The 15,221-nt window shown below is 65.4% G+C and carries 10 protein-coding genes; all 10 read left to right on the forward strand.

Annotation, left to right across the window (positions count from 1 at the left end):
• Positions 1-37 precede the first annotated feature (37 nt).
• The 10 genes from A5771_RS10260 to A5771_RS10305 all read left to right on the forward strand — a co-directional run bounded on the left by A5771_RS10260 (position 38) and on the right by A5771_RS10305 (position 15,221).
• The gene (locus tag A5771_RS10260) at positions 38-796 is read left to right on the forward strand and encodes an amino acid ABC transporter ATP-binding protein (RefSeq protein ID WP_064855107.1); all 759 of its coding nucleotides are present in this window, start codon (positions 38-40) and stop codon (positions 794-796) included.
• The gene (locus tag A5771_RS10265) at positions 796-1,596 is read left to right on the forward strand and encodes a glutamate ABC transporter substrate-binding protein (protein ID WP_064855108.1); all 801 of its coding nucleotides are present in this window, start codon (positions 796-798) and stop codon (positions 1,594-1,596) included. Before A5771_RS10260 ends, A5771_RS10265 begins: the two co-directional genes overlap by 1 nt.
• The gene (locus A5771_RS10270) at positions 1,593-2,270 is read left to right on the forward strand and encodes an amino acid ABC transporter permease (protein WP_064855109.1); all 678 of its coding nucleotides are present in this window, start codon (positions 1,593-1,595) and stop codon (positions 2,268-2,270) included. The genes A5771_RS10265 and A5771_RS10270 overlap by 4 nt, the downstream gene beginning before the upstream one ends.
• Entirely contained in the window at positions 2,267-3,151 is an 885-nt protein-coding gene (locus A5771_RS10275; RefSeq protein ID WP_064855110.1) for an amino acid ABC transporter permease, read from the forward strand. The genes A5771_RS10270 and A5771_RS10275 overlap by 4 nt, the downstream gene beginning before the upstream one ends.
• 63 nt (positions 3,152-3,214) lie before the next feature.
• A complete protein-coding gene (locus tag A5771_RS10280) occupies positions 3,215-3,445 on the forward strand; it encodes a hypothetical protein (RefSeq protein ID WP_064855111.1) in 231 nt (76 codons plus the stop codon).
• 88 nt (positions 3,446-3,533) lie between these two features.
• The gene (locus A5771_RS10285; RefSeq protein ID WP_064855112.1) at positions 3,534-3,959 is read left to right on the forward strand and encodes a hypothetical protein; all 426 of its coding nucleotides are present in this window, start codon (positions 3,534-3,536) and stop codon (positions 3,957-3,959) included.
• A 255-nt stretch (positions 3,960-4,214) separates the two neighbouring features.
• Positions 4,215-7,517: a helicase-related protein gene (locus tag A5771_RS10290; RefSeq protein WP_234783018.1), complete on the forward strand. Its 3,303-nt coding sequence runs from the start codon at positions 4,215-4,217 to the stop codon at positions 7,515-7,517.
• Positions 7,518-7,526: 9 nt separating this feature from the next.
• Complete coding sequence (locus A5771_RS10295) at positions 7,527-12,212, forward strand: Eco57I restriction-modification methylase domain-containing protein (RefSeq protein WP_064855113.1); 4,686 nt, start codon at positions 7,527-7,529, stop codon at positions 12,210-12,212.
• Position 12,213: 1 nt separating this feature from the next.
• On the forward strand, positions 12,214-14,073 hold the full coding sequence (locus tag A5771_RS10300; RefSeq protein WP_064855114.1) for a DUF262 domain-containing protein: 1,860 nt from the start codon (positions 12,214-12,216) through the stop codon (positions 14,071-14,073).
• A 629-nt stretch (positions 14,074-14,702) separates the two neighbouring features.
• Positions 14,703-15,221 (forward strand): NYN domain-containing protein, encoded by a 519-nt coding sequence (locus A5771_RS10305; protein WP_342707868.1) that lies wholly within the window; start codon positions 14,703-14,705, stop codon positions 15,219-15,221.

Consider the following 15,221-nt stretch of genomic DNA (forward strand, 5'->3'; position numbering starts at 1 on the left):
GGCCATGGTACGGCGCTGCTGGTTAGGCTCATAACCCATGACCAGCGGCGGATCGGATCCGGTGCCCATGATCGCCATCCGGGACGTCAACAAGTACTTCGGCAGCCTGCATGTGCTCAAGGACGTCAATCTCGACGTCGCCGGTGGCGAGGTGGTGGCGATCCTGGGCCCGTCGGGATCGGGCAAGTCCACGCTGTGCCGCACCATCAACCGACTCGAGACCGTGGATTCGGGCACCATCACCATCGACGGTCAACCGTTGCCGGCCGAAGGCGCCGCCCTGGCCCGGCTGCGCGCGCAGGTCGGGATGGTGTTCCAGGCGTTCAATCTGTTTCCGCACAAGACCATCCTCGACAACGTCACACTGGCACCGATGAAGGTGCACAAGACCCCGCGGGCCGAGGCCCAGCGCCAGGCGATGGCACTGCTGGAACGGGTCGGCGTGGCCGATCAGGCCGGCAAACACCCCGCCCAGTTGTCCGGCGGCCAGCAGCAGCGGGTGGCGATCGCCCGCTCGCTGGCGATGAACCCCAAGGTGATGCTGTTCGACGAGCCGACCAGTGCGCTGGACCCGGAGATGATCAGCGAGGTGCTGGCGGTGATGAGCTCACTGGCCGCGGACGGGATGACGATGGTGGTGGTGACCCACGAGATGGGTTTCGCCCGCCGCGCCGCCGACCGTGTGGTGTTCATGGCCGACGGCACCATCGTCGAGGACGCCGCGCCGGCGGAGTTCTTCTCCGACCCGAAGTCCGCGCGGGCCAAAGACTTTCTCTCCCGGGTCCTCGACCACTGATGCGCGCACCGCGGCTGTTGCATGTGCTGGCCGCCGCTGTGGCGGTGGCGGTGGCGTCGGTCGCGTGCACCGCCCACGACAGCGGCAAGATCACCATCGGTGTCAAGTTCGACCAGCCCGGGTTGAGCGTCAAGAAGCCGGACGGCACGCTCGGCGGATTCGACGTCGATGTGGCCCGCTACGTCGCGGGCGCCTTGGGTTACCCGCCGCAGCGCATCGCCTGGCTGGAAGCCCCGTCCGGCCAACGCGAGATGCTGCTGCGCAACGGACAGGTCGACTATGTGGTGGCCACCTATTCGATCACCGAATCGCGACGGCAAAAGGTCGACTTCGCCGGCCCCTACCTGCTGGCCGGGCAGTCCCTGCTGGTGCGCGCCGACAACACCGACATCACCGGCACAGCATCGCTGCAGCAGCACAAGAAGCTGTGTTCGGTGTCCGGGTCCACGCCCGCCCAACTGATCAAGGACCGCTATCCCGGCGTGCAGTTGCAGCGCTACGACACCTACTCGGCGTGCGTGGAGGCGTTGCGCAACAATGCCATCGACGCGGTGACCACCGATGACGTGATCCTGGCCGGGTACGCCGCCCAGAGCCCCGGCGCCTTCAAGCTGGTCGGTGGACGGTTCTCGGAAGAGAAGTACGGGATCGGCGTGGGCAAGGGCAACGACGTTCTGCGGCAGCGGATCAACGACGCGCTCGAGCAGATGGAACGCGACGGATCCTGGCGGACGGCGTTCGTCGACAACTTCGGCGCCGCCGGGTTCGCGGTGCCCGATCCCCCGCCGATCGAGCGATGATGTTCGCCGAGTATCGCGGCCAGATTTTTCAGGCCTTCACCGTCACCGTCGAGTTGGCGGTGCTGTCCGGGGTCTTCGCCCTGATCCTGGGCACCGGGTTGGCCGCGATGCGGCTGTCTCCGGTGCCGGCGCTGCGGTGGCTCGGCGCCGGCTACGTCCACCTGGTGCGCAGCACCCCGCTGACGCTGCTGTTGCTGCTGTGCTCGTTCGGCCTGGCCCAGACGCTGGGCGTGACCCTGAGCAATCCGCGCTCGCCGACGTCGATTGATGACAGCAACTTCCGGCTCGCGGTGCTCGGACTGGGGATGTACACGGCGTCGTTCGTGAGCGTGGCGCTACGTTCCGGCGTCAACACCGTCGGGATCGGACAGGCCGAGGCGGCCCGGTCACTCGGGCTGAGCTTCGGCCAGAACCTGCGAATAATTCTGCTGCCCCAGGCGTTTCGGGCGGTGATCATCCCGCTGGGCTCGGTGCTGATCGCGTTGACGAAGAACACCACGCTGGCCTCGGCGATCGGGGTTGCCGAAGCGGCACTGCTGATGAAGTCGATGACCGAGAACACCGCGGCGCTGATCGCGGTGGGCGCCATCTTCGCGGCCGGATTCCTCGTGCTGACCTTGCCGCTGGGCCTGCTGTTCGGGTACCTGGGCCGGCGCTGGGCGGTGACGCGATGAGCGCCGCGGGGTCGTCCACGGTGCTGTTCGACGCACCCGGGCCGCGCGCCCGGGCCCGCCACCGCGCCGTGTCGGTGGCGACGGTGCTGGCCGCGGCGTCGCTGGGCTGGCTGGTGTATTCGCGACTGTCCGCCAAGGGCCAGCTGACCGCCGAGAAGTGGGCCCCGTTTTTGACCGCCGACCTGTGGCGAACCTACGTGCTGCCGGGGGTCTCGGGCACGCTGACCGCAGCGGCCTGGTCGATCGGGCTGGCGCTGATCCTGGGCGTCGGCCTCGGGGTCGGCCGACTGTCGGGGGTGCGGCCGCTCCGCTGGAGTTGTGCGGTGATGGTGGAGTTCTTCCGGGCGATCCCGGTGCTGATCATGATGATCTTCGCCTACTTCGTCTACGGCGTGCTGGACGTGTTCCCGCCGCAGCAGCTCGCCCTGGCCGGTGTGGTCACCGGCCTGACGCTCTACAACGGCGCTGTGATCGCCGAGATCGTGCGGGCGGGGGTACGCGCCCTACCGGCCGGGCAATCCGAGGCGGCCGCCGCGCTGGGGATGAGTTGGGGCCGCTCGATGCGACTGGTGCTGTTGCCCCAGGCCGTCACCGCCATGCTGCCGGTGCTGGTCTCACAACTGGTGGTGGCGCTCAAAGACACCGCGATCGGCTACCAGATCACGTTCGTGGAGATGGTGCGCCAGGGCACGGTGGTCGGTTCTCAGTACAGCAATTACCTCCCGGCGCTGTTGGTGATCGCGGCGCTGATGATCACCGCAAACCTGGCGCTGTCGGCCGGCGCCATTGCACTGGAGCGCCGGCTGCGCCGCTCGCGCCACAACCCGTTGGCGGCGGCCACGATCGAGCCGGAGGGCACCCCCGGAGCCCAGGTCGTCTAGGCACTGCGCAGCCGCAGTCCGGCGTCTAGAGTCGGACTCAACAGCTAGCGACAGGAGACTCTGATGGCTCTCACCCCCAAGGACGCCTTCAACGCCGCCCGCGACATCGCCACCCACGCTGTCGAGAAGGCCTCCGACATCGTCGAGGACGCCGGCGATATCATCCGCGGGGACGTCTCCGGCGGCGTCAGCGCGATCGTCCAGGATTCCATGGAGATCGCCACGCACGCGGTCGAGCGGACCAAGGAGGTCTTCAGCGACCGAGAAGAAGCAGGCGAGATCGACGAGGTCTGAGTTTCAGACCCGGCGGGCTTCGCCACTCTTACAGCCCCGTCCCAAAGGCGGCCGAACTTGCGATGTTCGGCCCTATCCTCGAGCAACGATGACGACAACAGACGATCAGTCCGACTCCCTGCTTGGGGCACTGAGCAAGGCCCGGATTCCAGTGGAAAACCACGGCTTCATCGAACGTCTAACCATGGCCGTCGGCATCGCCGAATATCAGGCGGTGGTCAGCGTCGACAAACCCTACGTCCGAGCCCGGCGACAGGATGGCCTGCCCGATCTGCGCATCCACTACGGGTACACCACCGGGTTCGTCTCCGAAGACGAAGTCGTTCGAGTCGCGGGCAGCGGCGCCGACCGTGGTCCCAGTTCACGGAAGGGAACCTGGTACGTGGCGCATCCAACGAATCAGGTGCGCCATGGCAGCGATCGGGCTCGCGACATCCGACGCGAGGCGGCCAGGCTCTGCACCACCTGCTACGTGCAGTTGCCGCTCACCGGCATCTGCGGCGCGTGCGACTAACCGAACCAAAGTTCGGTCGGGATCAAGGCGTCGCACTACAGTCGGCTGTCGTAGGAGATTTCGAGTACGTGCAGGGTGTAGATGGTTGTAGGACGAATCGGGCCGACCGTGTCGGCGGCAACGTCGCAAACGTCGACCCACCTCTCACCGCCGAGCCTGTCGGTCTCGCGCGTTAGATTCACTCGGTCATGCGAATCCGAGACGAGCGGCCGGCCAGCGTGAAAATCACCGCAGCACCGCAGCACGGGATCGACCGTGCCTAGATACAAGTTTCACTGGGCGAACCTGCCCCGACCACTGCTTGACGCGCTCTACGCAGATCTGGGCTTCGCCGATCCCGACGACCCCGCCGAGGCACTGCACAGCTGGTATGGCGCCCGCCCGAAAGACGACTTCGTCCACGATGCATGGCCCACCCTGCTGAAGCACTGGGTCTCCCACGACACGCCGGCGAGGGACGCGATCGTGGCCGCGCTGCGCGAGGTCCGCCATGAGGACGGCCACTTGGCCAAGCATCGCGACCAGATGACGTATCTGCATGGGCTGCGCAACGCGAAGACCCTGCGTGAGATCGTGCTCAATGCATTCATCGCTCTCGGCGAGGTTGAACCACAACCCGATGAACCCCCCGACCAGCCGGCACCGCAGACGCGCCCGACAGAACACCCGAAACCCCTGACCGGAGCCCCAGTGACTACCACGGCAGACAAGCCGACCACGACACCGTTCACCGCGGCCCCCGGCTCGGTGGTGCTGGTGCGCGACGCCGAATGGCTGGTCACCGCGGTCGAAGAGGCCACCGACGGCTTCTTCGTGCACGTGATCGGCCTGTCGGAGTTGGTGCGCGACACCACCGCGACGTTCTCCACCGCGATCGACACCGTCGTCGAGGTCGACCCGACCAAGGTCCGGGTTACCGCGGATGACTCCCCCGGGTTCCGGCGGGCCCGGCTGTGGCTGGAGGCCACGCTGCGCAAGACGCCGGCGGCCATCACCGACCCGGATCTGACCATCGCGCACCGCGGTCTGGCCACCCACCTCGATTACCAATTCAAGGCGGTGCAAAAGGCGCTGGACCCGGACAAGCTGCGGCCGCGAATTCTGCTGGCCGACGCGGTGGGACTGGGCAAGACCATTGAGATCGGCATGATCCTCTCGGAGTTGGTGCGCCGCGGCCGCGGGGAGCGGATTCTGATCGTCACGCCCAAGCATGTGCTGGAGCAGATGCAGATGGAGTTGTGGAGCCGCTACGCGCTGCCGTTCGTGCGACTGGATTCCACCGGCATTCAACGCATTCGGCAGATTCTGCCGGCCAACCGCAACCCGTTCACCTACTACAAGCGGGTGATCATCTCCATCGACACCCTCAAAAGCGACCGCTACATCGCCCACCTGCAAAAGCAGTGGTGGGACGCCGTGGTGGTCGACGAGTCGCACAACGTCACCAACACCGCCTCGCAGAACAACCGGCTGGTGCGGCTGCTGGCCGATCGCACCGACGCGTTGATCCTGGCTTCGGCCACCCCGCACAACGGCAAACCCGAGTCGTTCGCCGAGCTGGTGCGCATGCTCGACCCGAGCGCGGTCAGCCCCGCCGGGAAACCGGACTTCGACCAGGTCGCCAAGCTCGTGATTCGCCGGCACCGTCACCACCCCGATGTGGCCGCCGAGGTCGGCGCGGACTGGGCCGAACGCCAACCACCGCAGCACATCACCATCACCGCATCGCCGGCCGAAGACGAGATCGCCCGCGAACTCGAAGAGGTCTGGTTGTGGCCGGAGTCGGGCGCCTCACCGTATTCGGGCAAGACCGCCGCCCTGTTCCCGTGGGTGCTGGCCAAGGCGTTCCTGTCCTCCCCCGCCGCGCTGGTCGACACCATCACCGAACGGCTGCGCCGCCTTGACGACAGCGCCAAGGCGACCGTCGAACGCACAGCCTTGACCCGGCTGGCCGAGCTGACCGCTAAGGCCCGCCACACCGGCTCGGCCAAGTACAACGGGCTGCTGGCACACCTCAAAGCGATCGGTATCTCGCCCAGCGCCGAACGCCGGGTGGTGATCTTCGCCGAACGGGTCGCCACCTTGGAGTGGCTGCGCAAATCCATCACCGCCGATCTCAAACTCGGCGGAGATCAGGTGGCGATGCTGCACGGCGGGCTGTCCGACAAAGAGCAGCAGGACATCGTGGAGTCCTTCAAGCTGGCGTCCTCACCGATCCGGGTGCTGGTCACCGGAGACATCGCCTCGGAGGGGGTGAACCTGCACAGCCACTGCCATCACCTGGTGCACTACGACATTCCGTGGAGCCTGATCCGCATCGAGCAGCGCAACGGGCGCATCGACCGCTACGGGCAGCGGCACCGCCCGCAGATCACCACGCTGCTGCTCACCCCATCCGCCGGCCGGTTCAGCGGCGACATCAAGGTGCTGACCCGGCTGGTGGAGCGCGAACACGAAGCCCACACCGCCCTCGGCGACGTCGCGTCGCTGATGGGCAGCTATGACGTCGCCGCCGAAGAAGACGCCATCCGTGAGGTGCTGGCCGGAAAGGCCGAATTCGACGCCGAGGTCAAGACCGTCGACGAGGCTCGTGCCGGCGGCGGGTTGGATGCGTTCTTCGCCGACCTGGCCACCGGAGAGATCCCGCAGGCCGGGGCCGGCGCAACCGCCAGCGCGCGGCCCAGGACCGGGGTGTACGCCAGCGAGTTCGCTTTCGTCTCCGACGCGGTCGATGAGTTCATCACCACCCCGGCGCAGGCGCCGCCGAACGGCATCAAATGGCAGGTGCACCAGCATCATTCGATCGCCTCACTGGTGCCGCCGGCGGATCTGCGGCAGCGGCTGCAGGTGCTGCCGCAGTCCTATCTGGCTGACCGCAAGGTGATCGAGTCGTTCAAGCTGGCGTTGACGCCGGCGCGCGGGCAGGCCGAGTTGGAGGCGGCGCGTTCCGGGGATTCGACGACGACGTGGCCGGAGGCGCATTTCCTGGCGCCGCTGCACCCGGTGGTCGAGTGGGCTGCCGATCGGGCGCTGGCGGAGTTGAGTCGCGATGAGATCTTCGCGGTACACGGCACGGTGGATTTCCCAACGGTGCTGGTGTTGGTGACCCAGTCCAATCGGCGCGGCCAGGTGGTGGCCGCGTCCTACTACACGGTGGTGTTCCCCGACCCCGGCCAACCCGAGGTAGGGATGGCCACGGCCTACAGCCATCCGCACCTCGCGATCGACGCGCTGAACCTGGCCACCGTCAACCCCGGCGACCTCACCGACGTGACCGGTTTGCAGCCACTGGTCGCCGCCGCGGCGCGGGCCGCGAATGCCGCCGCCGATCAGCACGCCGAGGCGATCCGCGCCGAAACGCAAGCCCGCATCGCCGCGTGGACGCAGCGCACCCAGACCTGGAAACAGCAGGCCGGCGAGCTGGCCAGGCGGGAGACCCTCGTCGCGCGCACCCGGCGGATCGACGACGAACAATCACTGGCACAGGACATGAACCCGGACCGGCGGCTGGTGCGCCCCCTGGTGGTCGTCGTGCCGCAACCGCAGGGAAACAGGTAGGAATCCGCGATGCCGACATCAGATGCACTGCTGCTCGCCGACGACTTCCTGTCCGAGCACTACTTCACCACCGACGCCAAATCGCAGTCGTTCCAAGCCAAAGTGCTGGAGCGCCGCAAGCAGTGGGACTCGGCTCATGATCCAGCCCACGACGAGAACCAGCCCACCACTCGGTCCCGCTACACCGCGCACCGGCGCGAGCTGGCGCAGGCGTTTCTGGGCCTGGCCGAAACCGCCGACGCCGACACCGTCGATGCGCTGTACACGCAACTGCGCGACATCCTCGGCTTCGACAACCCGGTCCGGTTCGACATCGAACGCCTCGGCGGCGTCGACGGGCAGCCCGGCCCGGTGCTGGCACTGCGAGCCCGCGGGCTTGCCGGCCCGGCACCGCTGGCGATCGTGGAGGCCCGCGGCGCTCTGGCACTGGAGGATCTGCTGGCCAAGGACGAGAAGTCGCTGCTGCGCGGCTATCTCACCGACGAGGTGGCCGACGGCAAGCCGATCACCTCGGTGGCCCGGCTGCTGTCGCATCTGTTCGTCGCCGCCGACGGCCCGCAGTTCGCCCTGGTACTCGCTGGTGGACGGGCGCTGGTCACCGAGCGGGAACGCTGGCCCGAAGGCCGCTACTTGGCGGTGGATCTGCAGTTGGTCGGTGAGCGCGCCGACACCAAACGCGGCGGTGAGATCGACCGCGCGCTGGCTTGTCTGGACGCTGACTCGTTGGCCCCGGACGCCGAGGGCGCCATCTGGTGGTCGAGCGTGATCGAGGAGTCGATCAAGCACACCGTCGGGGTGTCGGAGGATCTGCGCGAAGGGGTGCGGCTGTCGATCGAGATCATCGCCAACGAGGTGGTCGCGCGCCGCAAAGCCCTCGGCCTGGCGCCGCTGCCGCCGGAGCAGGCCCAGCCGCTGGCCCGCGACGCGCTGCGGTTTTTGTACCGAATCCTGTTCCTGCTCTATGCCGAAGCCTCCCCCGAGCTGGCGGTGCTGCCGGTCGGTGAGCCCGCCTACGAGCGCGGCTACTCCATCGACCGGCTGCGCGAGCTCACCCTGACAGAACTGGTCAGCCCCCGCGCCCGGTCCGGCACGCACCTGTATGAATCGCTGGCGGTGCTGTTCGATCTGGTCGATCGCGGCCACGACGGCAGCGGCGATGATCCGGCCGCCGCCGAGGGCCTGGTGTTTCAGCCGCTGCGCGCCGACCTGTTCAAACCCGGCGCCATCGCGTTGATCGATGAGGTCAAGCTCGGCAACGCCGAACTACAGAAGGTGTTCCGCCACCTGCTGCTCAGCAAGCAGGCCAAGGGCCGCGACCGCGGCTTCATCTCCTATGCCCAACTGGGCATCAACCAGCTCGGCGCGGTCTACGAAGGACTGATGAGCTACACCGGCTTCTTCGCCGCCGAAGACCTCTTCGAGGTCGCCAAGAACGGCGACGCGTCCAAAGGCTCGTGGGTGGTGCCAACCACCCGCAGCGACGGCATCGCCCGATCCGACTTCGTCACCGCCGAAGACCTTGACACCGGGGAGCGCAAACCGGTGCTGCACCACCGCGGCACGTTCGTCTATCGCCTCTCCGGGCGGGAACGCCAGCAGTCGGCCTCCTACTACTCCCCGGAGGTGCTGACCCGCTTCGTGGTCGGGCAGGCGCTGGCCGAACTGCTCGACCCGAACGGCGAAACCACGCCCGCCCGTGCCATTTTGGACCTGAGCATCTGCGAACCCGCCCTGGGCTCTGGGGCGTTCGCCATCGAAGCCGTCCAGCAGCTTGCCGAAGAATATCTGCGTCGGCGACAAGACGAACTCGACCAGCGCATCGACCCCGACGCGTATGCCGCCGAGTTGCAGAAGGTCAAGGCCTACATCGCGCTGCATCAGACCTACGGGGTGGACCTGAACGCCACCGCGGTGGAGTTCGCCGAGATCTCGCTGTGGCTGGCCACCATGGGCGAAGGCTTGGCCGCCCCCTGGTTCGGGCTGCACCTGCGCCGCGGCAACTCGCTGGTGGGGGCACGTCACTCGATCATCCCGGCGGCATCGCTGCGGGAAAAGGGTTGGCTGCAGGCCACTCCCACCGATGCACCGCTGTCGACGCTGGGTGATGATCTGCGCGGCGGGGTGCACCACTTCCTGCTGCCGGTCGACGGCTGGGGCGCCACCGTCGACGCCAAGGAAGCCAAGGAACTCGCCCCCGACGCGCTGGAACGGCTCAAGGACTGGCGGAAATCGCTGCGCCCCAAGCTGTCCAAAACCCAGATCGCAAATCTGTCGTCGCTAGCCCGGCGCACCGAACGGCTCTGGGCCCTCGCGCTGCGTCGGCTGCAGATCGCCGAAGCCCAGATCCGTCGCGCCATCCCGGTCTGGGGCGCTGACGATCTGCCCGACGCCGGCGGAGCGGTCCCCCGCGAAGCCATCGAGGCAGCCCTGGCCGACCCCGCCGGGGCGCATCAACGGCTGCGCCGAGTGATGGACGCCTGGTGCGCCCTGTGGTTCTGGCCGCTCACCGACGAGTTAGCCACCGTGAACGGCGAACTGGTGTCCCCGCCGAGCGTCAACGCGTGGATCGACGGGCTGGAGCAACTGCTCGGCCAGGAATTGAAAGTCAGCCGCCGCGACGAGCAGCAATACAGCTTCGCCGACATCGACGACTGGGACGACCTCGGCGTTGCCGAAGACAACGATTTGACGTTCGCCCAAGCCAAGAATGTTGACGCAGTGCTGGCCGCGCATCGCTGGTTAGTGGTCTGCGAACGGCTGGCCGGACGGCACGGGTTCTTCCACTGGGAGCTTGATTTCGGGCCGGTGTTCGGGCGTGGGGGGTTTGATCTGCAGGTCGGGAACCCGCCATGGGTGCGGCCGCGCTCTGACGTGGCTGCACTTCTTTCTGAGGGTGATCCATGGTTCCAACTCGCACTCAAACCAACGCAGGCCGAGGTGCGAGCTAAGCAAGCAACCACTCTGGCACTGCCCGGCATCCGCGATCTAGTAGTCGATGGCACCGCCGAGATCGCCGCGCTCGCCGCCTTTGTCGGTGATGAACGCCAGTACCCACTGCTGAAGGGCTTGCAGCCGGACCTTTATCGCTGCTTCATGGGGCAGACCTGGCGCAACATGTCTCCACGCGGCACGGTGTCGTTGATCCACCCCGAGACCCACTTCACCGACGAGAAGGCCGGCCTGCTGCGGGAGGGTGCGTATCAACGGCTACGGCAGCACTGGCAATTCATTAACCAACTCAAGCTGTTTGAGATTCACAACCTGGTCGAGTACGGCGTGCATGTGTATGGGCTAGCGCGAGAGCCATTGTTCCTCAATGCCTCGTCGTTGTATCACCCCGATACGGTCGTGCGCTCGCTCGTCCACGATAATTCTGGAGCAGAACCCGGCGTTAAAGATCTCGACGGAAACTGGGATTTGCGACCACATGCAGGCCGGATCATCACCGTCGATGACCAAGTTCTGGCCGTCTGGAAAGACTTGCTTGAAACGCCGGAGGTTCCGCCGCAGCGCAGCCGTATGGTCTACACGGTCAACCGTTCCGTAGCACGGGTGTTGACGCAATTGGCGAACGCTCCGCGCCTCGGCGAGCGTGAACTTCTGTTCTTTCGGGGATGGGACGAAACAACTGACCGAGAGGCAGGCCTATTCGATGCTCGATGGGAGATCCCGAGTGCGTGGGACAACGTCATCCTGCAGGGCCCGCACTTGTATGTAGCTACCCCACTCAACAAGTCGCCGAACCGCACCATGAAATCAAATCGAGACTGGTCACCTACTGACTTCGAAGCCTCAGCTGTTGATGCGATCCCGGCCACCACCTACAAACCGGTTCGCACGACGTCCGCGTTCCGCAGCGGTTATATGTCATGGGAAATTAATGGTCAGCCGATCCGCGCCCGCGACCAGTACCGTGTGGCATGGCGGAGCATGGCAGCAAACACCAACGAACGAACGCTCATTTCGGCGGTTATCCCACCCGGACCAGTGCACGTGAGGCAATCAATATATTCGGTGGCCGCGTCGAGCCAGTCCGACCTGATGATCGCGGCCGCTATGCTGTCGTCACTTGTAGCGGACTTCGCTGTGCGTGCCGCTCCAAAATCCAGCATCCGCTTCAGCACCGTTAGCCGTCTTCCGCTGGCGAGGAACCCTTGCATACAGCCATTGCTCATCCTCCGCGCCCTCCGCCTCAACTGCGTCACCAACGCCTACACCGACCTGTGGCGCGAATGCTTCGACCCGGCAATGCAATCCGACGACTGGGCCGGCGGCTTCAATCACACCCGTCGCCAACCCCTCGGAGCCATCGAACCGGACTGGGCCCACGACACCCCGCTGCGCATCGCCGCCGACCGTCGTCAAGCCCTGGTGGAGATCGACGCCCTCGTGGCACTGGGCCTCGGGTTGACCGCCGACGAGTTGTGCACGGTGTACCGCACCCAGTTCCCGGTGCTCTACGGCTACGACCGCAACACCTACCTCTATGACATCAACGGCCGCCTGGTCCCCTACGAGGTGCTGTCGGTGTGGCGCAAGAAAGGCGACGACTTGACCGCCGAGGAACGCACCGCCACCAACGCCGCCGGCAACACCTACACCTACGAACTGCCGTTCCGGTTCCTTGACCGCGAAGCCGACATGCGCACCGCCTACGCCGAATTCGCGCGGCGGCTCAACCAAGAAGGAGCCTGACGTGAAGGATGCCAACCGCGCCATCGACGCTGTCGCCAAGACCGTGGCCGAGATCCTGGAGAAGAAGAAGTACTCGATCGACTACTACCAGCGCGAATACAAGTGGCAGTCCAAGCAACTCGCCGACCTCGTGACGGACCTGACCACGAGATTCCTTGAGATATACGAACCCAACCACGCCCGCAAAGACGTCGCCAAGTATCCCGGCTACTACCTCGGGTCGATCATCATCTCCCAGAAGGGCAGCCAGCCCTTCATCGTCGACGGGCAACAACGCCTCACCAGCCTCACCTTGTTTCTGGCCTACCTGCGACGGCTGCAACTCGAACGGGACGATGTCGTGGACATCGACGAGCTGATCTTGTCGGTGAAATTCGGGGAGAAATCATTCAACCTCGACGTTCCCGACCGCAACGACTGCATGGCCGCCCTCTTCGAATCCGGCGAGTACGAGCCACCAGACGATGCACCCGAGTCCGTGTACACCCTCGTGGATCGGTACGCAGAACTCGATGAGCGGTTCCCCGAGGAGTTGAAGGAGACGGCATTGCCGTACTTCATCGACTGGCTCAAAGACCGCGTCCAACTCGTCCAGATCACCGCCTACACCGACGATGACGCCTATGCGATCTTCGAGACGATGAACGATCGCGGCCTCAAGCTCACCTCGGCCGACATGCTCAAGGGTTACCTGCTGGCCAACATGGACGACGGTGGCCCGCGCACCAAAGCCAACGAACTGTGGCGCAAGCGGCTGCGTGTCCTCAACGAGCAGGCGGATGACGCCGGATCGGATTTCCTCAAAACCTGGCTGCGCAGCCAGTACGCCAAGAAGATCCGGGAGCGGAAGAAGGGCGCCCGCCCCGAGGACTGGGATCGGATCGGTACCGAGTTCCACCGCTGGCTGCGCGCTGAACACACCGCTGTCGGTCTCGACAGGAGCGAAGATTTCTACCGCTTCGTCATCCGCGACTTCGACTTCTACAGCCGCCAGTACGGACGCATCCTCGAAGCAACGACCGGGAAGTTCGATCCGGACAGTCCACTGCGATTCATCCGCTACAACGCCGACTTCGGGTTCACCCTGCAGAACCAGCTCCTCCTGGCGCCGCTACGGGTCGAGGACGGTCAGGCGGTGATTGACCAGAAGCTGGAGATCGTCGGAAGGTTCGCCGACATTCTCCTGGCCTGGCGGATCTGGAACTTCCGATCGACGGCCTACTCGACGATGCAGTACGCCATGTTCAATGTCATGCGGGACATCCGCGGTTGCGATGCCGATGCCCTCGCCACGACGCTGCGCGACTACCTCAAGAAGGTTGAGGAGACGTTCGACAGCAACGACGACCTGTACGTGCACCAGCAGAACCGCGGGCAACTTCATCGGATTCTCGCCCGGATCACCGACTACATCACCGTCGAATCCGGTCAGGCGTCGCGCTACATCGCGCTGACCAACGGCGGCAAGGTGAAGTACGAGGTCGAGCACATCTGGGCCGATCGCCCCGAACGCCACAAGGACGAGTTCAGCCATGAAGCCGATTTCGCCCGTCAGCGCAACCGGATCGGTGATCTTCTCCTGCTGCCCAAGCAGTTCAATGCCAGCTATGGCGACGGCACCTACAAGAAGAAGCTGTCGCACTACTACAAGGAAAACCTCCTCGCCTCGAGCCTCAACTCGCAGAGCTACGTCAAGAATCCCGGCTTCACGCGATTCATCAAAGACAGCGGGTTGCCGTTCAAGGCATATGACGAGTTCAAGGCGGCGGACATCGTCGAACGCGGAGACCTCTACCGGGAGATAGCCAAGCTGATTTGGAATCCCGACGACCTGCTCGCCGCGGCGGCCGGCAGCGCATAGCGCCAATCGGGTTGGGCTGCTGTAGCGAATCAACCTGACCTCGCCAGCCGCAGCGCACGCTGCGGCGTCCCGTACGGTCCGCTACCCCGGCCGCAGGCGCCGCCCCTCCTTGCAGCCAGACGCAACGACGCCGTCCACGAGGGCTGCGCGATCGGCGCCGGACCATTGCGATGCCGCGATTACTGCAGTGGCGGATGTCGTCGAGCTGGCGTACCCGCTGCCGGCGGTGCTCGGCCGCCGTCGGTGGCCAGTACGGACTGCCGCCGACCTCAGCCAACAAAATGTTGCTGATGGGGCGCGTGTGACTTGACTTGATGCTGGCACGCAACTAACTTGGGGACATCCACCCAGTCCTTTTCGCAGGGCTGGGTCTTTTCGTTGAGGCACTTTGTCGCGGGGACCCGCTAACGTAAACCCTCGTGCGAGTAGGCGTCTACATCGATGCGTTCAACCTGTACTACGGGATGCGTGATCACTGTGGTCGAGGCACCGCGGGATGGCGATGGCTCGACATCAGAAGTCTGACGAACGACCTTGCCGGGTGGAGTGGGTCGACTATAGAGCGCATCGTGTACTGCACCGCCTACGTGGACCCAGCGGACAACCAAGGTGCCCATAGGGACCAGGCCTTGTATATCAAGGCACTACGTGAGCATCAGTCAATTGATGTCCTACAGCTGGGGCGCTACGTTGCGTGGCCGAAGAACCTGCCATTGGCGCGCAAGGTGGGAACCGGCGGCGCCGAGGTGATCCAGCCGACGGGGTTTGAGTCCTGGCAGGGGCTACCGATATCACGGGTGTCCGGTCCCAACGGTGGGATGTTCATGGCCACGGTCAGGAACAGAGAGGAGAAGGGTTCCGACGTCAATGTGGCGACACATCTCCTCGCTGACGTGTTTCGCCGGGAGGTTGATGCCGCGATCGTCGTGTCCAATGACTCAGACCTTGCGTTGCCGCTATCAATTGCCCGATCAGTCGTGCCCGTCGGGACCGTCAACCCAGGAACCAAGCAACTTGCCGGTGCATTGAAGGGCGATCGTGATGACGGGCCTGGTCGGCACTGGTGGCGGAAGCTGTCTGCCCAGGACTACCGGCAGCATCAGTTGCCGAATCCCGTCGGGCGTTTCTTCAAGCCGGCCGGCTGGTAG

The sequence above is a fragment of the Mycolicibacter sinensis genome (assembly GCF_001667375.1).
In the GTDB taxonomy this organism is placed as follows: Bacteria; Actinomycetota; Actinomycetes; order Mycobacteriales; family Mycobacteriaceae; genus Mycobacterium; species Mycobacterium sinense_A.